We start from the raw sequence: 20,233 nt of genomic DNA, 5'->3' as shown, positions 1-20,233 counted from the left end.
TCAGACCCACCTCATCCAGACGTTGAGCCGGCCCGCTGCCGCCAGGAGGGTGCGCGTGAGGCGGGTATAGAGATCGGGCAGGTAGAACTCCCGGGAGACCAGGGCGTAGAAGCTCATCCAGGCCCGGGTCGCGTGGGAACGCCGGTGGTGGCCGTTGTTCTCCGCGTAGTAGGTGAGCAGCCAGCCCAGCACGATCAAGGCGGTGATGAGCCCGACGAGTAGGTCGAACCAGAACAGGTCGATCTCCGCGGCGGTGTAGATCTGCGCCCGGAATGCCTCGTCCGGATACAGGAACAGGTCGAAGGCGTGACTGATCAGGGAGTAGCCGACCACCACCACCGCGAAGGAGAAGATGCTCAGGGTGACCAGCCGCCACAGGTTCTGGGCCCCCATCCGGTAGGTGGCGAACAGCAGCTGCGCTCCGGTCACCCAGCCGAAGAACAGGAGCACGATGGCGCCCTGTTTCTGGAAGTAGTCGTGGGCGACCAGCCAATGGGCCACCACCAGGATGGCAATGGGAACGGCCAGCGTGATGGCCGCCATCAGCAGCCAGGGCAGGCGGGTCCGGGCCGGGCGCCGCTCCACGACGAACGAATAGAGCTCGTCCTTGGGCGCGCCGTTTTCCTGGCGCGCGGCATGGATGACCCCGCCCGCGCCGAGGAACAGGGTGCCCTTGAACAGGCCGTGGGCGATGAGATGGAAGATGGCCAGGGAGAAGGCGCCGATGCCGGTCTCCATGATCATGAAGCCCATCTGGCCCATGGTCGAATAGCCCAGCGACTTCTTGATGTCGTTCTGCGTGAGCATCAGTGCCGAGCCGATCACCGCGGTGACCAGACCGACGATGAAGACCATGTGCAGCACGCCGTCGGTGTGCACGAACACGGGGGCGAAGCGGTTAATGAGGAACCCGCCGGCGTTGACGATGCCCGCGTGCATCAGGGCCGAGACGGGGGTGGGCCCGTCCATGGTGTAGGGCAGCCAGGTGTGCAGCAGGAACTGCGCCGAGCGCGCGAAGGCCGCCAGCGCCACCAGCCAGCCCACCACCTCCGGAAGCGGCAGACCCAGGTAGGTATGCACGCCCGGATCGGCTGCCATGGCCGCGAAGATCTCCGGCAGCGACCAGGTGCCGTACGCCTGGTACAGCAGGGCCGCCGCCAGCACCAGCGGCAGGTCGCCGATGCGGTAGGTGATCAGGGTCCAGAAGGCGTAGCGGGAAGCGGAGGGGCTGCGGGTGTCGTGGCCGAGCAGGAAGTAGAGCAGCACGCCCACCAGGTGCCAGGCCACCAGGAGGGTTACCAGATCGCCGGCGGCGACCATGACGATCAGCGCCGCGGTCATCAGATCCAGCAGCACGAAAAAGCGGATATAGCCCGCTTCGTCGGCCATGTAGCGCAGGGAATAGACATGGACGATGAGGCTGATCCCGGCGATCACCACGGCCATCAGGGTGCTCAGGGGATCGAACAGCAGCGTGCCCCAGGCGCTGCCCAGGGTGACCTGCTTGGCTTCCATGCCGCTCCAAGCGAGGCCGAGGGCAACGGCGGCCAGCCCGAAGGTGGCTACAACGAACGCGGTGCTCAATCGTGCACCGCCTCGGCCCAGGCGTGCGGAAAGCACTTGGATCAGTCCGGCTGAGAGGAGCGGCAGGGCCGCGGCTGCGGTAATGAGCGCTTCCATGGTTCCGGACCAGCCCCCGGTGTGCGGCATTGGCCCTCCAGGCGACTGGAGGCAAATTTCAGCCATGCCGGATCGTCTTGTTGGCTCGCCTGCCGCCCCCCCGTTGGGTTAAGGATTCGGATGCGGCCAGCGAGGGCGTCGGGGCAAGTCTACGAAGAGGGGGGGATTAGAGAACAATCGATAAATCGAATGGAGTGTATTGCAAAAAGGCTATTCTTCCGGCGTTGCGGTAGCTCCTTCGGATCCCGGCGTTCGAGTGGGGCGCCCCATTTTTTGTCGGAGCGAACCAGACTCGGTCCAGCTCGCTTCCCCGCGAACCTCCCTGGCCCGGAAAAGCCGCCCTTCTCCGGACCAAGCAGGCACCGATGGGAAGATTGCACCGCGCGTCGGGCCGCCACCGGCTGCACCGGAAAAGCGGGTTTGCGCCTGCGCGGCTATGTGGGGTTGGCGCGCAGGTAAGGCTGGGGTATCAGGCGCTTATCCGCCGGGTCCTGGGTGACGGCCATGGTGAGGACGTCCGGGTATCGGCGGGAGAAGTGCTTTAAAACATCAAGGATGTGCTGGTCGGGAGTGGCGGAAGAAAAACATGGCGCGAAAGCCCGCTTGGGATCTCCCCCCGCCCCGCGCTTCTCCAGAAGCAGGTTGAGCAGGCTTTCCAGGGTTTGTTCATCCCCTTGGGGGCCCAGATTGGCAGCTAGCCGGCAGACGTACCAGTCTCCCTCGTAGCCAAAACTTTCCTGCACCCAAGGGCCTCGAACCGGATCCCCGTTCCCCATCTCACTAAGCGAAGTAACGGTATCCAATGGCGAGGGGTCCAGCCATAGCCCGAGGAGGGGGGCATCCGGCTGCCCCGATTGGGATTGGCGCTGGCGGTACGTTAAAAACAGACTCGCAACCTGAAAAATCCGGGCCAGGGGATTATCCGTATGGGCGACCACAAGCAGGCTCATGGCTGCGCTACCGAGCCGGGGACAACCGTGGGGACACAACTAGCTGCAGAAAGGTCGCCATCACGCCAGCTTTCTCGGGGTGCGCGCCGCCACATGCTCGAGATCGGCTGTGGACGATCCCTCGGCGAAAGGCCGTTCCTGCGGATCCCGTTGTGTGCCACCGTCCCTGCCGCCGCACCGGTAATGGATCCAGATGCAGTCCTCCGCGGAGGAATGGGTACCCCCATGGGTGAAAGCGTGCCGCTCGGGGTGCTGCTGAAAGTGGCTTAGGGCTTTGGGGTGGCACAAACGCACGCGCCAGGCATAGCGGTAGGGAGCCTCCTCCGCCGCCTTGCCCCCAACCACGTCCCGAACCCCGGGAATCCCGGCCAGGGTTAGCTCGCCTTGGCTGAGCCTCTCATCCATTTCGTTTTCAGACGCCCCCGGGAAATTGCACAGAAGGATCTGCTCGGCGGCCTCCCAGGGAGCGCACTGTGCCCGCACCTCGGCGGCCCGTCCGGCGGCTCCCCAAATGCGGAGGGCTTGTTCCGCCTGGGCGGACACGGATTCGGCCACCGGGTCTTCATCCTTGGTTGGGGCTCGAAACTCGAAAACGGCCACGCCGTGCCGGATCAACCGAAGGTACTGGTCTTCGGAGAGGCCGTTCCCCGCATCGATCCCCAGGGGTGCGTTCAACTCCTTGTGGATTCGCTTGACGCGGTCGTAATCGGGCCGCCCCTTGCCGGAGCGCTCGGAATCCCGCACGCCCAGGTCCAGCCACAATCCCTCAACCCCGCTGCCCTCGACAAACCTCTTGGCCTCGGCGGGAGTGGTGACCACGTTGGTCCCTGGCTCGGCCTCCACGGAGAGACCGCAAGCGTGGGCGAGCGCGGCTATCTCCTGGGCTTGCTGGACGCTCTGGGGAAAGCTTCCTCCCGTTTCCCGCACCCGTAGCCCATTGCATCCGAGGCGGATCGCGCTGGATGCAGCCTCCCTGTCGCCGGCCACCGCGGCCTGGATGCCTACCGGCACCTGGGCATCGCGGGCGGCCGCTTCCACGGCTGGTAAGAGCAGCTTCCGTCGGTGTTCGTCCGCCGCCTCGGGGACCAGTAGCACGGGGGCCCGGTAGGCCTCCGCGGCCGCGATCACACCAACCAAGGACTCGAGGTCCGGTATGGCGAATGCGCCCAGGGCGTATCCGTGCCGGTACGCATGGGTGCGCATGTCGTTTATGTCCGTAAGGGCCATGGTCAGCCATCTCCTTGCTGGGCTGGCCGTGTCTATCCAGGGGGATGTTGGCCAGTATCCACGTTCCGGAGCCGGTCGCCGCGCCGGGGAAAGTGAGGGCTTGCAATCCCGGTCGATATGGTCAAGTATTTTGGCTCGCCCGAGGCATAAATAAAATTCGTTCTGTCGATAGATGGCATAGGTAAATATCGATGCAATCAGTCGGAAAGGACCTAGCCCGCCGGGTAACCCTGCGCCAGCTCAAGATCTTCGAGGCGCTTGCCCGCAACCAGAGCGTGACCCGAGCCGCCGAGGAGCTGTATTTGACGCAGCCCACCGCCTCCATGCAGGTGAAGAAGCTGGCGGATGCGGTGGGTATGGCGCTGTTCGAGCAGGTCGGCCGCCAGGTCCACCTGACCGAGGCGGGGAGGGAGCTCTACGAGACCTGCATCGAGGTGTTCGGCAGCCTGGAGCGGCTGGAGATGCGGGTGGCGGATATGGAGGGGCTGAAGCGGGGCACCCTGAAGGTGGCGGTGGTGACCACCGCCAAGTACTTTGCCCCACACGTGCTGGGCCACTTCAAGCAGCGGTATCCCGGCATCGACGTCTCCCTGAAGGTCTCCAACCGGGAGCGGGTGCTGGAGCGCCTGGCCATCAACGAGGACGACCTCTACATCATGGGGCAGAAGCCCCTGGAAGGGCTGGAAGTGGAGGCCGTGCCCATCGCGCCGAATCCGCTGGTGGTCATGGCTCCCCACGGCCACGCCCTGGACGGGGAGCAGGCCATTCCCCTTGAGCGCTTGGCCGAGGAGCCCTTCATCGCCCGGGAGCCGGGGTCCGGGATCCGGGAGGTGACCCAGCGGCTGTTCGAGTCCGCCGGACTGCGACCGAATGTCATCATGGAACTGAGCAGCAACGAGGCCATCAAGCACGCCGTGGCCAGTGGCCTGGGACTCTCCGTCCTGTCCTTGCACAGCCTGAGCCTGGAGGGGACCGAGGGCCCGGTGACCGTCCTGGATGTGGAGGGCTTCCCCCTGGATCGCTATTGGTACGCGGTCTATCCCCGGGGCAAGAAGCTGTCGGTGATCGCCGAATCCTTCCTGGATTTCATGGTGGAAGACGGTGCGCGGGTGGCCAGGCAAATGGAGGACCTCCTGAGCTCTCTGCCCCACGCCTCCCCCGATACAGCTCCCCGGAAGCCCGACCTGGAAGGGGGCCGGTAGGCCCGCACTTAGCCGGGCCGTCCCATCGGGGCGGCCCGTTCTTGTCCCGCCCCGTTACTGCCGCCCTTAACGCGGTCCTCCTCCCCCCTATCCCGCTGGATGCCCGCCAGCCCGCATCTCCCGTGGCTGCGGGAAATTTTTGACCCCTCTATGCGTTTCATCGACGCAATCGATTGGAATCTATTTCGGCCGATCGGCTAGCTTCCTCGTCCGGCAACCAAACCGTGGCAAGCGAGGAGTATTCCGATGGCAAGCAAAACCTACGACGCTGGGGTCAAGGACTACGCCCAGATGTACTGGACCCCGGATTACGTCCCGCTAGACACCGACCTGCTGGCCTGCTTCAAGGTCACCCCCCAGCAGGGTGTGCCGCGGGAAGAGGCTGCAGCGGCGGTTGCGGCCGAGTCCTCCACGGGTACCTGGACCACGGTGTGGTCGGACCTGCTGACCGACATCGGGTACTACAAGGGCCGCGCCTACCGCATCGAGGACGTCCCCGGCGACGACGAGGCCTTCTACGCCTTCATCGCCTACCCCATCGACCTGTTCGAGGAGGGCTCGGTGGTGAACGTGCTCACCTCGCTGGTGGGCAACGTGTTCGGCTTCAAGGCCATTCAGGCCCTGCGCCTGGAAGACCTGCGCTTCCCCATCGCCTACATCAAGACCTGCATGGGCCCTCCGTTCGGCATTCAGGTCGAGCGCGACAAGATCAACAAGTACGGCCGGCCGATGCTCGGCGGCACCCTCAAGCCCAAGCTCGGCTTGTCCGCCAAGAACTACGGTCGGGTCTGCTACGAGGCGCTCCGCGGCGGCCTGGACTTCACCAAGGACGACGAGAACGTCAACAGCCAGCCCTTCATGCGCTGGCAGGATCGTTTCGAGTTCGTCGCCGAGGCGGTGCACAAGGCCCAGGCCAAGACCGGCGAGCGCAAGGGCCACTACCTCAACGTGACCGCCCCCGACCCGGACCAGATGATCGAGCGGGCCGAGTTCGCCAAAGAGCTGGGCATGCCCATCGTCATGCACGACTTCCTGACCGGCGGCTTCTGCGCGAACACCGGTCTGGCCAAGTGGTGCCGCAAAAACGGCATGCTCCTGCACATCCACCGCGCCATGCACGCCGTGATCGACCGCAGCCCCAAGCACGGCATCCACTTCCGTGTGCTCGTTAAGTGCCTGCGCCTGTCCGGCGGCGACCACCTGCACACCGGCACCGTGGTGGGCAAGCTCGAGGGCGACCGCGCCTCCACCCTCGGCTTCGTGGACCAGCTGCGCGAATCCTTCGTGCCCGAGGACCGCTCCCGCGGCGTGTTCTTCGACCAGGACTGGGGCTCCATGCCCGGCGCCATGGCCGTGGCCTCCGGCGGCATCCACGTGTGGCACATCCCGTCCCTGGTGACCATCTTCGGCGATGACTCCGTGCTGCAGTTCGGCGGCGGCACCCTCGGCCACCCCTGGGGCAACGCGGCCGGCGCCGCGGCCAACCGCGCGGCGGTGGATGCCTGCGTCGAGGCCCGCAACCAGGGCCGCGACGTGGAGAAGGAGGCCCGCGAGATCATGACCGAGGCCGCCCGCAACAGCCCCGAGCTGGCCGCGGCCATGGAGACCTGGGAGGAGATCAAGTTCGACTACGAGACGGTGGACAAGCTGGACACCAACTAGGCCCACCGCCGGCTCGACCCGAACCCCCCGTAGCAACGAGAGGAATTCGTCATGGCGATTTCGGACGAGATGCGGGACTACCGCACCAAGCAGACCATGGAGACCTTCGGCTTCCTGGGCTCCTTTTCCCAGGAGCAGGTCTACGATCAGATCGCGTACGCCCTGGAACAGGGCTGGACCCCGGCCATCGAGCACGAGCATCCCAGCGAGGCCTTCGATCGCTACTGGACCCTGTGGAAGCTGCCCCTGTTCGGGGTGCAGAGCCTCGACGAGGTGGTGGAGGAGCTCGAGGCCTGCCACCGGGCCTATCCGGACCACCATGTGCGCCTTGTCGCGTTCGACGACTACACCCAGAGCCTCGGCACGTTCTTCGTGGTCTACGAGGCCCGCGGCTGAAAGGCCGCCCAGCTAGCGCAATCCACTCGAAGGCAGGGGTGAACCATGGCCGACCCTGAAAAGCAAACCAGCCGGAGCGGGCGCGAGGCCGCCCGCGCCCGCCGCCGGGCCCAGGCCAACCGGGGCAAGGCGGACCTGGGGCAGCCCGCGGGACGCACCGCGAGCGGGGCCGCCGCCGGCAATCCGTCGACCGCCGGGGCGCGTTCCGCCAGCGGCGGTGGTGCCGCCACGGGCGGGGCCTCCGGCACCAGTGGCAAGGAGGCGGCCAAGGCGCGGCGGCGGGCCATGGCCGAGGGCGGCAAGGCCGCTTTGAAGGAGCAGGACCGCACCCGCATCGGATCCGCTGCGGGCGGGACCTCTGAGAGCGGGGGGGCGCCCGAGGGCGGCGCCGGCAAGGAAGACTGCGGCTGCGGCTGCAAGCGGGAAGCGGAGGCCGACGGCGAGCAGGCCCCTGCCGGGGCGATCGGCAAGGAGCGCGAATCCCGCTCCGGGGGCCGGGGCGGAAGCCGCTCCCGCGGTCGGAGCCGGCGGCCGGCGGCCCAGGCCCAGGAGTCGGCCGCCCGCACCATGGCCAAGGCCAAGCGCAAGGCGCAGGCGGAACGCGGCAAGGCCGCGCAGACGCAGGGCGCCCTGTCCCCGGCCCAGGCCGCCCGGAAGGCCAACCCGGAGATGTCCGGCCGCGAGGTGGCGCGCAAGGTGCGCGAAAAGCGCGCCAAGCAGGGCGGGGCCGGCGAGAAGCCCGGGTCCAGCCGTCCCTGCGCCAAGGTCCGCAAATCCGCCTCCGCCCGGACCGGCGGGGCGGAGGATGCCTCCTGGAAGGTGGGGGCCAGCGAGACCAGCCACGGCCAGTCCGTGACCGGCACCCAGACCGGCTGGTCGGAGCACCTGACCGGCGAGGAGCCCGGCAGCTGCCGCGCCGTCACCGGTACCGAGTACCTCGGCGCGGACATCTTCCGGGAGTTCTGCCACACCGGCCCCCAGCCTTCGGTGGCCAAGGTCGGCGTCAGCCAGACTGGCCACGGTCGCCAGATCACCGGCAACGAGGTGGGCCGGGGCGAGCGGGTGACCGGCAACGAGCCGGGGACCTGCAAGCAGGTGACGGGCACCGAGTACCTCTCGCCCGAGCAGTACCAAAGTTACTGCAACACCCAGCCGGCCCCCGCGCCGTCGGTGATGTCCCATGCGCAAACCGACCATGGCCTGGGGGTTACCGGGGACCTCCCCGGGCAGTCCGCACGGGTCACGGGCGGCGAGCCCGGCGCGGATCGGGCCGTTACCGGCACCCAGTACATGCAGCGCGGTCGGGATGACGCCCCGGACAAGGTCGGCAGCAGCCAGAACCTGGGCGGTGGCGGCATCACCGGCAGCCAGGTGGGGCGCAGCGAGCGGGTCACCGGCGACGAGCCCGGCTCCTGCCGCAACGTCACCGGGGACGATTACATCGGCCGCGAGCAGTACCGCGATTTCTGCGGCACCGAGCCCGGTCGCCCGAGCGAGGAGAAGGTCGGGGTGTCGGGCACCCTGGGCGGCCACCAGGTGTCCGGCACCATGACCGGCCGCAACGCCCGCGTGACCGGGGACGAGCCGGGTACCTGCCAGGCCGTGACCGGGACCCCCTACGCCGGTGCCGAGCAGTACCGCAGCTACTGCGATCCCCGGGAGACGCAGATGGCCGCGGCGCGCCAGGCCCAGGGCGGCGGCACCCCGGGGCCGAGCGCGACCGGGGATCAGCCGGGGCTTAACGGCAAGCTCACCGGCGCGGAGGACGGCGCCTGCCAGACCCCGACCGGAACGCCGTATGTGGGCGGGGACCAGTACGCCGAGGCCTGCCCGGTGCAGGCGGCCGAGCCCCACAGCCCGGACTACCCGCAGCCACTGGATGCGCCCTGGACGGATTTCAGTGTCCAGCCGCCGGCCCATGCCGCCGACGCGGAGCCGCAGTCTTCGCGAGTGACGGGGACGAGCTACGAGCAGGGCCAGATCACGGGCGCCTTCAGCATGGCCGAAGGCAAGGTGACGGGTACCGAGGGCTTCCGCCACGGCGGGTCGGGCGGCGCCGTGCAGCCCGCCAGCCAACGGTACGCCCAGCCGCAGCCCCCGCAGGGCCCGGCGGCCCGTGAGGAGGGCCGCGTGACCGGCGAGGGCATGGACGTGGGTCCCGCCATCACCGGCGACGACTGGGACCGCGGCGAGCGGGTGACCGGCACCGAGGGCACGGCGGCCCGCCGCAACCCCAGCCGGCGCGGCCAGGCCGGTACCGCCATGCCCATGGACTGGGCCCAGAAGCGCAACGAGGACGTGCCCCTGCCCGAGAGCCCGGTTACCGGCGGTGCCGGAAACACGGAGAAGGGCGCCGGGGTGACCTACTCGGGCGGTGCCCGGGGTTAGGCGAGGGAACGGGTGATGCCCACAGGCCGAAACCGCCACAACCGGTCCTCCACCCGCCGCCCCGACGCGGGCTACGGCCGCCCCATGGAGCTGCGGCCGGAACGGGGCGAGCCCCGGGCCGCCCCGGACCGCCGAGCCCGGGTCGGCGCCCGGGTCGCCGGACACGCCCTGGTGCCGGCGGGGGACAACGAGCGGCTGCTGGCCCACGAGGCCCAGGTGAAAGAGGCCTTCGACCGCATCGAGCCCTTCCTGCGGCGGCTGTCGGCCTTGCAGCACGAGGCGGATTTCACCGACCGGGCCCAGGCCATGGCCCGCGCCGAGCTCGGCTTCGAGCTGCCGCGGCGGATCCTCGACAACGCCTGGATCCAGCAGCTGGACATCCGCCACCTGTACGCCTGGTGCGTGTTCGAGACCTACCGGGCCTACGCCGATGACTTCTACCGGCACCAGCCGCTGGCGCCGGACCCGGCGGAGGCGGACCGCTTCCAGGCCTGGCTGCAGGAGTGTGGCTTTCACACGGTGGACGTGTCGCCCTGCTCGGACGGCCGGCTGGCCCATGTAATCCGGTACGTGCTGCGCCTGCCCCACGGCCTCGTGCGGCGCAAGTCCTTCGCGGGGGCCAACTTCGACGTGGAGACGAGCCTGCGGCGCTGGGTGGAGACCGAGCTGAGCCGGTACCGGGAAGGGGCGCCCAACACGGCCGACGCGCCCACCCGTTATCTGAAGATCGCCGTGTACCACTTCAGCTCGGGCGAGCCCGCCACCCAGGGGTGCGCCGCCCACGGCTCGGACACGGCGGTGGCGGCGGCCGCCGCCCGGGACCGGCTGCGGGACTTCCAGGAGGCCATCGAGAACAGCTTCTGCTGCGGCGCCTCCATCGACCTCCTGCTGGTGGGGCTGGACACGGACACGGACGCCATCCGGGTGCATCCCCCCGACGCCGAGGGGGAGCCCGACCCGGCGCGGTACGTGGAGAGCGAGGCCCTGTTCGACCGGACCCAGGGGCTGGGCGCCGAGGCGGTGCGGGAGCGCGTCGGCGAGGAGGTGGCGGCGGTGGCCGGCGGCAGCGAGCCGGGCATGCAGCGCTTCGTCGCCGGCCTGCTGGAGAACAATTTCGCCCAGATCGCCTACGTCCGGGCCAACCACGGCGGGCGCTACGGCGACATCGGCCACAACGAGCGCTTCATGGGCGTGGGCATGGGGTTCGAGGAGGTGCAGCTGCGCAACCTCACCTATTTCGCCTACCTGCAGACGGTGGAGGAGGGCGCGCCCGACCTGGATGTGGGCGTCAAGATCTTCTCCGGGCTGAATGTCGAGCGGGGTCTGCCGGTGCCGGTGGTGCTGCGCTTCGACTACCACGGCCAGGTGCCGGGGGCGCGGGAACGGGCGGAGGCCCGCACCCGCCGGGTGGCGGAGGCCCTGCGCGGTCGCTTCCCGCGCCTGGCGGAGCAGGGCCTGCTGCACACCCTGCTGGCCGTCCGTGACTGCGCCAGAAACGGAACGCTTGAGGTGATCGGCTCCTCGCTGGAGCCCACGGGGGAGACGCACTGATGAAGATCTGCCAGGTGGAGAAGCCGCTGGTGGCCACCCACCGCATCGCCGGCCTCGAGCACCGCCACCTGCAGGTGGTCCGGGACGGCGGCTCCCAGCTGGTGGCGGTGGACGCCATCGGCTGCACCCCCGGCGACTGGGTCATCTGCGTGGGCAGCTCGGCCGCGCGGGAGGCCGCCGGGAGCAAGGAGTACCCGAGCGACCTGACCATCGTCGGGATCATCGATTACTGGGAAGAGGGCGCCTGATGGACATCCTTCGGGTGGAGTCCTCCCTGGTTTGCACCCGCCGCATCGATGGTCTTCAGAAGACCAGTCTGCGGGTGCTGGCCAACGCGCGAGGCAAGCGCATGGTCGCCGTGGACCCGGTCGGGGCCCGCCCCGGCAACTGGGTCTTTGTCGTAGAAGGTTCCGCGGCCCGGTATGCCGCGGGGGATTTCAGCGTCCTTACCGACCTGACCATCGGCGGGATCATCGACTACTGGGACACCGAGCAGGCCGACACCTCCGGCGCTCCCAAGCAAAAGGTCGGCTGACACTCGGCGTTCGGCGAGGGTATCGGGACGGGATCTTCACCAAAGCCACAGGAGAGAAGAGCGATGGCGAGCGAAACCTACGGTATTGCGTTGGGCATGATCGAGACCCGCGGTCTGGTGCCGGCCATCGAAGCGGCCGACGCCATGACCAAGGCCTCGGAGGTCCGTCTGATCGGCCGCGAGTTCGTCGGCGGCGGCTACGTCAGCGTGCTGGTGCGCGGCGAGACGGGCGCGGTGAACGCGGCGGTGCGCGCCGGCGCGGACGCCTGCGAGCGGGTCGGCGACGGCCTGGTGGCGGCGCACATCATCGCCCGTCCGCACCGCGAGGTGGAGCCGGTGCTGCCCGCCGGCGGCGGCAAGGCCCTGGAGGAAAGCTGAACGCGCCCCCAGGCGCTTGCCACGGGCTGCTGTCCCCAGCGGGGGCGCCGGTGCACCCGGCGTCTCCCAAACGGGGGGCGGTGGTTCAGGGGCAGGGAGTATGACTTGCAGCGGGTGCCCGAAGGCGCCCGAACCAACGGGAGTGGAAAGAGATGGCTAGCGAACAATACGGCATTGCCCTGGGCATGATCGAGACCCGTGGCCTGGTCCCCGCCATCGAGGCGGCCGACGCCATGACCAAGGCCTCGGAGGTTCGGCTGATCGGCCGCGAGTTCGTCGGCGGCGGCTACGTCAGCGTGCTGGTGCGCGGCGAGACGGGCGCGGTGAACGCGGCGGTGCGCGCCGGCGCGGACGCCTGCGAGCGGGTCGGCGACGGCCTGGTGGCGGCGCACATCATCGCCCGTCCGCACCGCGAGGTGGAGCCGGTGCTGGGCCAGGGCGCCAAGGCCCTGGAGGCGTCCTAAGCCCGCATCGGATCCCCGGATTGGTCTTGCCGGAAGGCAAGTCGGCGTAGGGAAACCATGGGACGGAACCAGCCATGACCAACAGCGATCCCCGCGTTCCGGGCTTCCTGGGCCGCGCCTTGAGCTTCGAACTCTCGGCCGTGCAGCAGTACATGACCCACGCCCGCCTCTCGGAGGGCTGGGGGCTGGCCCAGGCCGCCTCCACGCTGCGCCAGGAGGCCCAGGAGGAGATGGGGCATGTGGACCGCATCGTGGCGAGGATGCTCGCGCTCGGTCTCGCCCCCAATGCCTCCTTCCTGCGTCCTGTGGCCGCCGGGCGGGACCTGGCGGAGCTCCTCCGCGCCAATGTGCGCCTCGAAGGGGAGATCGTGGGGCTGTACGAGCAGGCCTACAACCATTGCGCCCGTGTCCGGGATGCGGACGGGCGGGCCTTCTTTGGCGAGCTTCTCCGGGAGGAGCAGGAGCACGCCCGCAAGCTGGAAGGCTGGCTGAACGGTCTGTTCGATTCCGCCGGGGGTCGGCGGGCGGGCTCGGGAACAACAAGGAGGTGAAGCCATGAACGAGTACTGGAGCGAAATCCAGCGGCCTCCCCGCCTGGAGGCCCGGTTCGATTTCCCGGACTACGGGACCCTGCGGGCCTTTCTCGACGAGGCCGCCGATTTCTCCGAGGAGCGGGAACTCTTCGCCGATATGAGCTTCGATCGGCATTCGGTACGGATGAAGATCCACCCGTCCTCGGACACGAGCGAGCTGACCGAGGCCGAGCGGGCCTTCGCCGCCGGCCTGGAGCAGCTGGCCCGGGATCGGCTGGCCATCGAGGGCTGAGCCCCGGCGCTCCGGGCGAGGGCACGGAACCGGGAGGCCTGTGGCCCCCTGGGGTTCAACCACGCAGTAGCGAGGGCTGCAAACCATGAGCGAGCAGGACAGCAACAAGAAAAAGCCGGCCGGCGCCTCCCCGCAGGGAGGCGGCGGCAAGGGGGGTGGATCCGGATCCGGCGGGGCCTCCAAGGGCGGGGCCGCCCAGAGCGGAGAGGCGCCCCAGGAGACCCGCAAGGCCGCCGGTGGCGGCGGGAAGGGCGCTTCCCGCGCTCGGGGACGGACCTCCGGGCAGCGGGCCGGGCAGGCAGATCCCTACCAGTCCATGCGCCGGATCCCCGTCCCGGACGCCTTCCAGGTCCACGACCGCGTGATGGCTCGGGACGCCTATCAGGTGGCTCCGCGGGTTTGGCCGGACTGATCACCAGCATCGAAAAACGTCGATGCCAGGCATGCAAAGGATCGATTAGCCAGCATACCCCCGGCCGGCCCTAGACTCCCTGCCTGGAATTCTCGGAGCCACGCATCGAGGTTCACCTCTTGCGGTAGCACCTTTCGGGGGTTGCGGAAATGACCTACAGCGCGTTGCAGGCCCCGGAGCTATGGCTCCTGCTGGCCCCATTGCAGATGGCCCTGGTCGGGCTGGTGTCGAGCCGCGTGGCCAACCGCATCCCACTGGGGATGGGACGCGCGGTGCAAGGGTCCGCCGCGCTGGTTCTGGTTTTCTGGATGGCGGCGGTTGGTACCGCCGCCAGTCCAGGTGGTGCCCCCGGCCTCCTTACCGGAGTGGTGCAGGCCGACCGGGTAACCCTGGTCATCCTGCCCCTCGTGGCCACGCTGGTGGCCATTGCCGGAGGGTTTAGCATCCGTTATCTGGCCGGTGAGGCCGAGCAGGGACGGTTTTTCCGTTGGTTGGCCCTGACCGCCGGCGGCTTCCTGCTTGCCGTGGTGGCGGGCAACATCCTGCTGTTCATGCTCGCCATGCTGGTAACCAGCACCTACCTGTACCGGCTGCTGACCTTCTACCACCAGCGCATCCGCGCCCAGATGGTGGCCCACAAGAAACTGCTGTTCAGCCGGACGGCGGACGCCTGCTTGCTGTCGGCCTCGGTGCTGCTCGCCTTCGGCCTGGGCACCCTGTCCTTCGACGGCATCGCCGCCGAGGCGCGCGCTGCCTCCGAGCTGCCGTGGCAGGCCACGCTTTCGGCCTGGCTGATCGTGGCCTACGCGGTGCTCAAGAGCGGTCAGTTCCCCTTCCACGGCTGGCTGCTGCAGGTGATGGAGGCGCCCACCCCGGTTTCGGCCATGTTGCACGCCGGCATCGTCTACAGCGGCGCCATCCTGGTGCTACGCACCCACGAGCTGCTGCTGGCCGAGGGCGCCGCGCTCACCCTGCTGGTGCTGGTGGGCCTGGTTACGGCGGTCATCGCCTCGCTGGCCATGCTGACCCAGACCGCCATCAAGAGCTCCCTGGCCTGGTCCACCGCCGGCCAGCTGGGCTTCATGCTGATGGAGCTGGGCCTCGGTCTGTTCGTCCTGGGCCTGCTGCACCTGCTTACCCACTCTCTGTACAAGGCGCATGCCTTCCTCTCGGCCGGAAGCATTGTCGATCAGCTGCGGGCCCCGGCCGCTCCGGCCAAAGGCAAGCCGGGCGCCGGTGCCTGGCTTTTGACCGTGGCCGGGGGGGCGGTCATCGCCTTCGGCATGGCGGCCATATGGGGGGTGACTCCGGCCAACGAGCCGGCGCTGATCGCCCTCGGCGTCATCCTGACTGTGGCCTCCGCCCAGCTCCTGCTGCCGGCCGGCAGCGGCCAGGTGGATGGCGGCTTCCTGGCGCGCCTGATCGGCCTGACGGTGATGGTCAGCGGCGCCTATTTCGCCCTGCACAAGGGGTTTGCGCACGCCTTCGCCGAGGCCTTGCGGCCCATCCCGGAGGCCGCCTCGACCGGGCAGTACCTGCTGCTGATCCTGGTGGCCGCGGCGTTCCTGGGGCTGTCCTTCTTCCAGAACGTGCTGATCCACCGGGACGGCCAGCCCTGGCTGCGGCGGCTGTACGTCCACTTCTACAACGGCCTGTACACCGACCAGCCGGTGGAGCGCTTGGTGTACCGGGTGTGGCCCGCCCGTTTCCGGAAATGAAGGCCAGTGATGGCAGCGGAGGGTGATCCATGACGATTCAAGAGGCGGGGCGCCCGACGGGGACCGAAACGGAATTTGACCGCGCGGTGGACGCGGTGTGCGACCGCATTCCGCCGTTCTGGCCGCTGGATGCCATGGTGGCCACCAACCCGTACCTCGGTTTCGTGGATTGGCCGTTCGACGATGCCGCCGAGTACCAGCTGCGGGTGCTGGGTCGGCCCCTGACCATGGACCGGCGGTGGCTGGCGCGGCAGCTGGACAACGGGCGCATCACCGACACGGATCTCGCCGAGGCCGGCAAGCGGATGGGCAGCGACCTGGAGCCGGCGGACGTGCGCGCGGCGGCCGCCAATCCGGCGCCGCCCGCGACCCGCTTCATGCTGTACTCGGACCTGCTGGACGAGCGCTACCGGCCGCGCTACTCGCGCTACGTCATCCAGCAGATCAGCTCCTTTTGCGCGGCCTATTACGACCTCGGCCAGGCCCAGTGGCCCATGCCCCGCTTCGGGGACTCCCTGTACGAGGCCTGGCTAGGCTATACCCGTATCGACCGCACCCCGGGCGAGATGGAGATCCGCACCGCGGCCTCTCTGGCGAAGCTGCCGGAGGCGCCGCGCGACGCCATCCGTTTCGTCCTGGAGCGCTTCGGCGTGCCGGCCGATCGCATCGAGGACTTCCTCTACCTGGCCCTGACCCGGGTGGGCGGCTGGGCCAGTTACCTGCGCCACCTGCGCTGGGAGGCGGAGCTGGCGGGCGGCCGCAACGACGACCTCGTCGACCTGCTGGCGGTCCGCGTGGCCTGGGAGTTCATCCTGGTGGACACCTGCGACCGCCCCGCCCGCACCTCCCTGTGGCTGCAGTCCCTGCACTGCCTGCCCCGGAAGCTGCGGCCCGCCCAGGCCCGGGCGCTGGAGGTGGATTGCATCCTGCAGCGGGCCCTGGAGATCGGCTATCAGCGCCGGCTGGTGGCCGGGCTGCGCGCCAGCCCGTCGCGGTCCCCGGCCCAGGCGGCCATGCCGGAGCGTCCGTTGGCGCAGGCGGCTTTCTGCATCGACGTGCGCTCCGAGGTCTTCCGCCGCTCGCTGGAAACGGTCACCAGCGAGGTACAGACGCAGGGCTTCGCCGGCTTCTTCGGGATCATGGCCGAGTACCAGCCCCTGGGCGCCGAACGGCCCAGGGCCCACCTGCCGGTGCTTCTGCCGGCGAGCTACCGGGTGTGCGAGGGGGCCGCGGGAGGGGGACCGGAGGCCTCCGACGGCCTGCTGAGCCGCCGGCGCGCGGCCGTGGCCCTGGGCAAGGCCTGGAAGCAGTTCAAGCTCTCCAGCGCCTCCTGCTTCTCCTTCGTGGAATCGGCCGGCCTCATGTATGCCCCCAAGCTGATTACCGACCACCTGGGTTTGACCCGGCCGGTGCCCGATCCCGAGGCCAAGGGCCTGAGCCGGGACGAGGCCGCCACCCTCGGTCCCGACCTGGACGGCCAATCCTGCCCCGGTGACAACGGCGCGGCGGGCCCGGCCGCCGGGATCCCGGAATCGGACCGGCCCCGGGTGGCGGCGTTCATCCTTAACGCCATGGGCCTGACCGAAGGGTTCGGGCGCTTGGTGGTGCTGACCGGCCACGGCAGCTCCACCGTCAACAACCCGCACCGTGCCGGCCTGGACTGCGGGGCCTGCGCCGGCCAGACGGGGGAGGCCAGCGTGCGCATTGCTTGCGCCCTGCTTAACGACCAGGGGGTCCGCGCCGCCCTGGCCTCCGAGCAGGACATCCAGGTCCCCGCCGAGACCTGGTTCGTGCCGGCACTGCACGACACCACCACCGACGAGGTGACCCTGCTGGACACTGGCCGGGTGCCGGCGGAGCGGGCCGAGGACCTGCACCACCTGCGCGGCCTGCTTGCGCAGGCGGGGGACCTGGCCCGCAGCGAGCGTCTGGGGCTGCTCCAGGACCGGCCGCCGGCTTCCTCCGAGGAGGCGCTCAAGGCGGTTCGCCGCCGCGGCGGCGACTGGGCCCAGGTTCGCCCCGAGTGGGGATTGGCGGGCAACGCCGCTTTCATTGCGGCGCCGCGCTGGCGCACCGCGCACCTGGCCCTCGACGGTCGGGCCTTCCTGCACGAGTACGACTGGCGGGGCGACGACGGCTTCGAGGTGCTCAACCTGATCATGACCGCGCCCATGGTGGTGGCCAACTGGATCAACCTCCAGTACTACGGCTCCACCGTGGATCCGGAGCACCTGAGTGCCGGAAGCAAGGTCCTGCACAACGTGGTCGGCGGCCGCCTGGGCGTCCTGGAAGGCAATGGCGGCGACCTGCGGGTCGGCCTGGCCAAGCAGTCCCTGCACGACGGTACCGACTGGGTGCACGAGCCGCTGCGCCTGAGCGTCTTCATCGAGGCCCCGCAGGCGGAGATGGATCGGGTCATCGCAGCCAATCGGACCGTCCACGACCTGGTGACCAACGAGTGGCTCCACCTGTTCCAGATCGCCGATGACGGCGAGGTGAGCCGGCACCTGCCCGAGGGTGGCTGGGAGCCCGCCCCGGCGCTGGGGGAAGAGGCCCCAGCCATCTAGCCAAACCCCCTACCGGTCGCCGAGCAGCCTTCCGCTACCCCGCCGGGTCGCGCCGGGGGCGAGCTGTGTGCGATGACCTGAACTTCAATGGATGACCAAGCCGCTGAGAGGACCCATGAAAGATCGTCTGGCAGGGATCCTGCCCTTTTTGAATTGGTTCCCCATGACCCGGGACAGCCTTCGCGGGGACCTGATCGCCGGCATCACCGTCGCCCTGGTGCTGGTTCCGCAGAGCATGGCCTATGCCCAGCTGGCCGGGCTGCCGGTGGTCTACGGGCTGTACGCGTCCTTCGTGCCCGTGATCGTGGCCTCCCTGTGGGGATCCTCCAGCCAGCTCCATACCGGCCCGGTGGCCATGCTGTCGCTGATGTCGGCGGCGGCGTTGATCCCGTTCGCCTCGCCGGGCAGCCCGCACTTCATTGAGCTGTCGGTGATGCTGGCCCTGATGGTGGGCGTGCTGCGGCTCGCCCTGGGCCTGTTCCGGATGGGGGTGATCGTAAACTTCCTGTCCAGCCCGGTGATCGTGGGCTTCACCAACGCTGCGGCATTGATCATCGGACTTTCCCAGCTCAGCAAGATCCTGGGTGTGCCCTTCCCGCGCACCGACTTCTACCTGCGGGATCTCTGGAACGTCTTTGCCCAGATCCCGGAAACCCACTGGGCCACCCTGGCCTTCGCCCTGGGGGCGTGGGCCGTGATCCATTTCGGGCGCCGCCTGTCGCCGAGCTTTCCCGGGGTGCTGGCCGCGGTGGTCTTGGCCACCGTGGCGAGCGCCTGGTGGGGGTTTGAGCAGAAGCGCACCGTGGCCCTGGAGCGGGTCGAGGCCCCCGAATTCGGGGCCGCGGTACAGCGCTATGCACAGCAGGAAGAACGGATACAGGCCTTTACCGACCGCCTGTCCCAGCTCAACAGTCAGCTCCGCAAGGAAACGGGCATGGTGGGGGCCGAGGGCCAGGCCAGCCGCTCCGCCCTGGAGGCGGAGGTCAGCCGGCTCAACCGCGAGCTGGCGGCGCTTAAATCCGCCAACAACGCCCTGCGCATCCGCCTGCACGAGTTCCAGCTGAGCCCGTCAGAGGCTGGTGGGGATACGGTGTTCCGGACGGTTGGCTCCGGTACGGAGGGTGGCTCCTGGCGCTTCGCCGGGGTCGAGGCGGGGGAGGTGACCCTGTCCGCCGGGGGCGCGGTGGTGGGAGAGATACCGCAAGGGCTGCCTGCACCGTCCATGCCGTCCCTGCAGTGGGATCTGATCCCGGCTCTGCTCCCTGCGGCTTTCGTCATGGCCCTGATCGGCTTCATGGAGGCCACCTCCATCTCCAAGGCCATTGCCGCGCGTACGGGAGAGCGCATCGACACCAGCAAGGAGCTGGTGGGCCAGGGCCTGGCCAATATCGCCGGGAGCTTCTTCGGCTCCTACACCGTTAGCGGCTCCTTCTCGCGGTCCGCGGTGGCGTCCCGAACGGGGGCCACCACCGGTCTGTTTGCCATCATCAGCGCCCTTGGGGTGGTCCTGGTCCTGCTGTATCTCACGCCCTATCTCTACCACCTGCCCCAGGCCGTGCTGGCGGTGATCGTGATGACCGCGGTGTTCGGTCTCATCCGGGTGAAGCCGTTGGTGCAGGCCTGGAAGGTGGAGCGCCCGTCTGCCGTCATCGGCCTGCTGACCTTCGTGGCCACCCTGTACATGGCGCCCGATCTTGCCAACGGCATCCTGCTCGGCGTGGTTCTGACCATCCTCTGGTACCTGGTCCGCACCATGCGGCCCCGCACAGAGATCGTCGCCCGCCAGCCCGATGGCACCCTGGGGGGCATCGAAGCCCACCAATTGGAGCCCCTCAGTCAGCATTTCGTGCCGGTCCGCTTCGACGGTTCACTGACCTTCGTCAATGTGGCCTATTTCGAGGACATGCTCCTCGAGGCCCTGGCGGATTACCCGGATGCCCGCGCCATCCTGGTTATCGGCAGCGGCATCAACGAGATCGACGCCACCGGTGAGGAAACCATTCGGGAGCTGGCCAAGCGCCTTCAGGACCGGGGGGTGCAGCTCACCTTCAGCAGCTTGAAGCAGCAGGTGCGCCAGGTGTTCGAGCGCAGCGGCCTGACCGAGCTCATCGGACCAGATAACTTCTTTACCGATAAGGAATCCGCGCTTAAAAATCTGCGCACAACCTATGCATGAGAAGCGGCGGCTTGTTATCCAGGGGCGGGAAGGGGCCCGTTCAGGCTCCCCATTTCAATAACGGGTAAACGGGAAAAGAAAAGCCCGGCACCTCGCGGTACC

The 20,233-nt window shown here is 68.8% G+C and carries 18 protein-coding genes; 15 read left to right on the top strand and 3 right to left on the bottom strand.

The window, feature by feature from the left end:
* The 3 genes from AN478_RS13305 to AN478_RS13300 form a co-directional block, all read right to left on the bottom strand.
* Complete coding sequence (locus tag AN478_RS13305) at positions 1 to 1,680, bottom strand: NADH-quinone oxidoreductase subunit 5 family protein (RefSeq protein WP_054967128.1); 1,680 nt, start codon at positions 1,678 to 1,680, stop codon at positions 1 to 3.
* Between the two features lie 434 nt (positions 1,681 to 2,114).
* Positions 2,115 to 2,630, bottom strand: a complete 516-nt coding sequence (locus tag AN478_RS14035; protein WP_143004015.1) for a hypothetical protein — start codon at positions 2,628 to 2,630, stop codon at positions 2,115 to 2,117.
* 60 nt (positions 2,631 to 2,690) lie between these two features.
* Positions 2,691 to 3,833, bottom strand: a complete 1,143-nt coding sequence (locus AN478_RS13300) for a class II fructose-bisphosphate aldolase (RefSeq protein ID WP_197289215.1) — start codon at positions 3,831 to 3,833, stop codon at positions 2,691 to 2,693.
* Positions 3,834 to 4,048: 215 nt separating this feature from the next.
* Here AN478_RS13300 and AN478_RS13295 point away from each other — a divergent pair, with 215 nt between their 5' ends.
* The 15 genes from AN478_RS13295 (at position 4,049) to AN478_RS13225 (ending at position 20,131) form a co-directional block, all read left to right on the top strand.
* Positions 4,049 to 5,059: a LysR family transcriptional regulator gene (locus AN478_RS13295; protein WP_054967093.1), complete on the top strand. Its 1,011-nt coding sequence runs from the start codon at positions 4,049 to 4,051 to the stop codon at positions 5,057 to 5,059.
* Between the two features lie 246 nt (positions 5,060 to 5,305).
* Positions 5,306 to 6,721 carry a form I ribulose bisphosphate carboxylase large subunit gene (locus AN478_RS13290; RefSeq protein WP_054967092.1) on the top strand — a complete coding sequence of 472 codons (1,416 nt, stop codon included), beginning with the start codon at positions 5,306 to 5,308 and terminating at the stop codon, positions 6,719 to 6,721.
* A 51-nt stretch (positions 6,722 to 6,772) separates the two neighbouring features.
* The gene (locus tag AN478_RS13285; protein ID WP_054967091.1) at positions 6,773 to 7,117 is read left to right on the top strand and encodes a ribulose bisphosphate carboxylase small subunit; all 345 of its coding nucleotides are present in this window, start codon (positions 6,773 to 6,775) and stop codon (positions 7,115 to 7,117) included.
* Between the two features lie 45 nt (positions 7,118 to 7,162).
* Positions 7,163 to 9,505, top strand: coding sequence for a CsoS2 family carboxysome shell protein (locus AN478_RS13280; RefSeq protein ID WP_231627423.1), 2,343 nt, complete (start codon positions 7,163 to 7,165; stop codon positions 9,503 to 9,505).
* A gap of 15 nt (positions 9,506 to 9,520) precedes the next feature.
* A complete protein-coding gene (locus tag AN478_RS13275) occupies positions 9,521 to 11,056 on the top strand; it encodes a carboxysome shell carbonic anhydrase (RefSeq protein ID WP_074471166.1) in 1,536 nt (511 codons plus the stop codon).
* Positions 11,056 to 11,304, top strand: a complete 249-nt coding sequence (locus AN478_RS13270; RefSeq protein ID WP_054967090.1) for a carboxysome peptide A — start codon at positions 11,056 to 11,058, stop codon at positions 11,302 to 11,304. The genes AN478_RS13275 and AN478_RS13270 overlap by 1 nt, the downstream gene beginning before the upstream one ends.
* The gene (locus AN478_RS13265) at positions 11,304 to 11,591 is read left to right on the top strand and encodes a carboxysome peptide B (RefSeq protein WP_054967089.1); all 288 of its coding nucleotides are present in this window, start codon (positions 11,304 to 11,306) and stop codon (positions 11,589 to 11,591) included. Before AN478_RS13270 ends, AN478_RS13265 begins: the two co-directional genes overlap by 1 nt.
* Before the next feature lie 63 nt (positions 11,592 to 11,654).
* The gene (locus tag AN478_RS13260) at positions 11,655 to 11,969 is read left to right on the top strand and encodes a BMC domain-containing protein (protein WP_054967088.1); all 315 of its coding nucleotides are present in this window, start codon (positions 11,655 to 11,657) and stop codon (positions 11,967 to 11,969) included.
* A 152-nt stretch (positions 11,970 to 12,121) separates the two neighbouring features.
* Positions 12,122 to 12,433 carry a BMC domain-containing protein gene (locus AN478_RS13255; RefSeq protein ID WP_054967087.1) on the top strand — a complete coding sequence of 104 codons (312 nt, stop codon included), beginning with the start codon at positions 12,122 to 12,124 and terminating at the stop codon, positions 12,431 to 12,433.
* Between the two features lie 74 nt (positions 12,434 to 12,507).
* Positions 12,508 to 12,984 (top strand): ferritin-like domain-containing protein, encoded by a 477-nt coding sequence (locus tag AN478_RS13250; RefSeq protein ID WP_054967086.1) that lies wholly within the window; start codon positions 12,508 to 12,510, stop codon positions 12,982 to 12,984.
* A 4-nt stretch (positions 12,985 to 12,988) separates the two neighbouring features.
* Positions 12,989 to 13,258, top strand: coding sequence for a hypothetical protein (locus AN478_RS13245; RefSeq protein ID WP_054967085.1), 270 nt, complete (start codon positions 12,989 to 12,991; stop codon positions 13,256 to 13,258).
* 85 nt (positions 13,259 to 13,343) lie between these two features.
* Complete coding sequence (locus AN478_RS14030) at positions 13,344 to 13,670, top strand: hypothetical protein (protein WP_054967084.1); 327 nt, start codon at positions 13,344 to 13,346, stop codon at positions 13,668 to 13,670.
* Positions 13,671 to 13,819: 149 nt separating this feature from the next.
* Positions 13,820 to 15,388 carry a proton-conducting transporter transmembrane domain-containing protein gene (locus tag AN478_RS13235; RefSeq protein WP_054967083.1) on the top strand — a complete coding sequence of 523 codons (1,569 nt, stop codon included), beginning with the start codon at positions 13,820 to 13,822 and terminating at the stop codon, positions 15,386 to 15,388.
* Between the two features lie 29 nt (positions 15,389 to 15,417).
* Positions 15,418 to 17,955, top strand: a complete 2,538-nt coding sequence (locus AN478_RS13230; protein WP_054967082.1) for a YbcC family protein — start codon at positions 15,418 to 15,420, stop codon at positions 17,953 to 17,955.
* Positions 17,956 to 18,070: 115 nt separating this feature from the next.
* The gene (locus AN478_RS13225) at positions 18,071 to 20,131 is read left to right on the top strand and encodes a SulP family inorganic anion transporter (RefSeq protein WP_054967081.1); all 2,061 of its coding nucleotides are present in this window, start codon (positions 18,071 to 18,073) and stop codon (positions 20,129 to 20,131) included.
* Positions 20,132 to 20,233 lie beyond the last annotated feature (102 nt).

The sequence above is a fragment of the Thiohalorhabdus denitrificans genome (genome assembly GCF_001399755.1).
In the GTDB taxonomy this organism is placed as follows: domain Bacteria; phylum Pseudomonadota; class Gammaproteobacteria; order Thiohalorhabdales; family Thiohalorhabdaceae; genus Thiohalorhabdus; species Thiohalorhabdus denitrificans.
The sequence above is the reverse complement of the archived record's forward strand: the minus strand, read 5'-3'. Positions and strand labels throughout refer to the sequence as shown.

Coding starts and splice junctions, on each gene's coding strand:
- AN478_RS13305 (WP_054967128.1), bottom strand. CDS start 1,680: ATGGAAGCGCTCATTACCGCAGCCGCGGCCCTGCCGCTCCTCTCAGCC.
- AN478_RS14035 (WP_143004015.1), bottom strand. CDS start 2,630: ATGAGCCTGCTTGTGGTCGCCCATACGGATAATCCCCTGGCCCGGATT.
- AN478_RS13300 (WP_197289215.1), bottom strand. CDS start 3,833: ATGCGCACCCATGCGTACCGGCACGGATACGCCCTGGGCGCATTCGCC.
- AN478_RS13295 (WP_054967093.1), top strand. CDS start 4,049: ATGCAATCAGTCGGAAAGGACCTAGCCCGCCGGGTAACCCTGCGCCAG.
- AN478_RS13290 (WP_054967092.1), top strand. CDS start 5,306: ATGGCAAGCAAAACCTACGACGCTGGGGTCAAGGACTACGCCCAGATG.
- AN478_RS13285 (WP_054967091.1), top strand. CDS start 6,773: ATGGCGATTTCGGACGAGATGCGGGACTACCGCACCAAGCAGACCATG.
- AN478_RS13280 (WP_231627423.1), top strand. CDS start 7,163: ATGGCCGACCCTGAAAAGCAAACCAGCCGGAGCGGGCGCGAGGCCGCC.
- AN478_RS13275 (WP_074471166.1), top strand. CDS start 9,521: ATGCCCACAGGCCGAAACCGCCACAACCGGTCCTCCACCCGCCGCCCC.
- AN478_RS13270 (WP_054967090.1), top strand. CDS start 11,056: ATGAAGATCTGCCAGGTGGAGAAGCCGCTGGTGGCCACCCACCGCATC.
- AN478_RS13265 (WP_054967089.1), top strand. CDS start 11,304: ATGGACATCCTTCGGGTGGAGTCCTCCCTGGTTTGCACCCGCCGCATC.
- AN478_RS13260 (WP_054967088.1), top strand. CDS start 11,655: ATGGCGAGCGAAACCTACGGTATTGCGTTGGGCATGATCGAGACCCGC.
- AN478_RS13255 (WP_054967087.1), top strand. CDS start 12,122: ATGGCTAGCGAACAATACGGCATTGCCCTGGGCATGATCGAGACCCGT.
- AN478_RS13250 (WP_054967086.1), top strand. CDS start 12,508: ATGACCAACAGCGATCCCCGCGTTCCGGGCTTCCTGGGCCGCGCCTTG.
- AN478_RS13245 (WP_054967085.1), top strand. CDS start 12,989: ATGAACGAGTACTGGAGCGAAATCCAGCGGCCTCCCCGCCTGGAGGCC.
- AN478_RS14030 (WP_054967084.1), top strand. CDS start 13,344: ATGAGCGAGCAGGACAGCAACAAGAAAAAGCCGGCCGGCGCCTCCCCG.
- AN478_RS13235 (WP_054967083.1), top strand. CDS start 13,820: ATGACCTACAGCGCGTTGCAGGCCCCGGAGCTATGGCTCCTGCTGGCC.
- AN478_RS13230 (WP_054967082.1), top strand. CDS start 15,418: ATGACGATTCAAGAGGCGGGGCGCCCGACGGGGACCGAAACGGAATTT.
- AN478_RS13225 (WP_054967081.1), top strand. CDS start 18,071: ATGAAAGATCGTCTGGCAGGGATCCTGCCCTTTTTGAATTGGTTCCCC.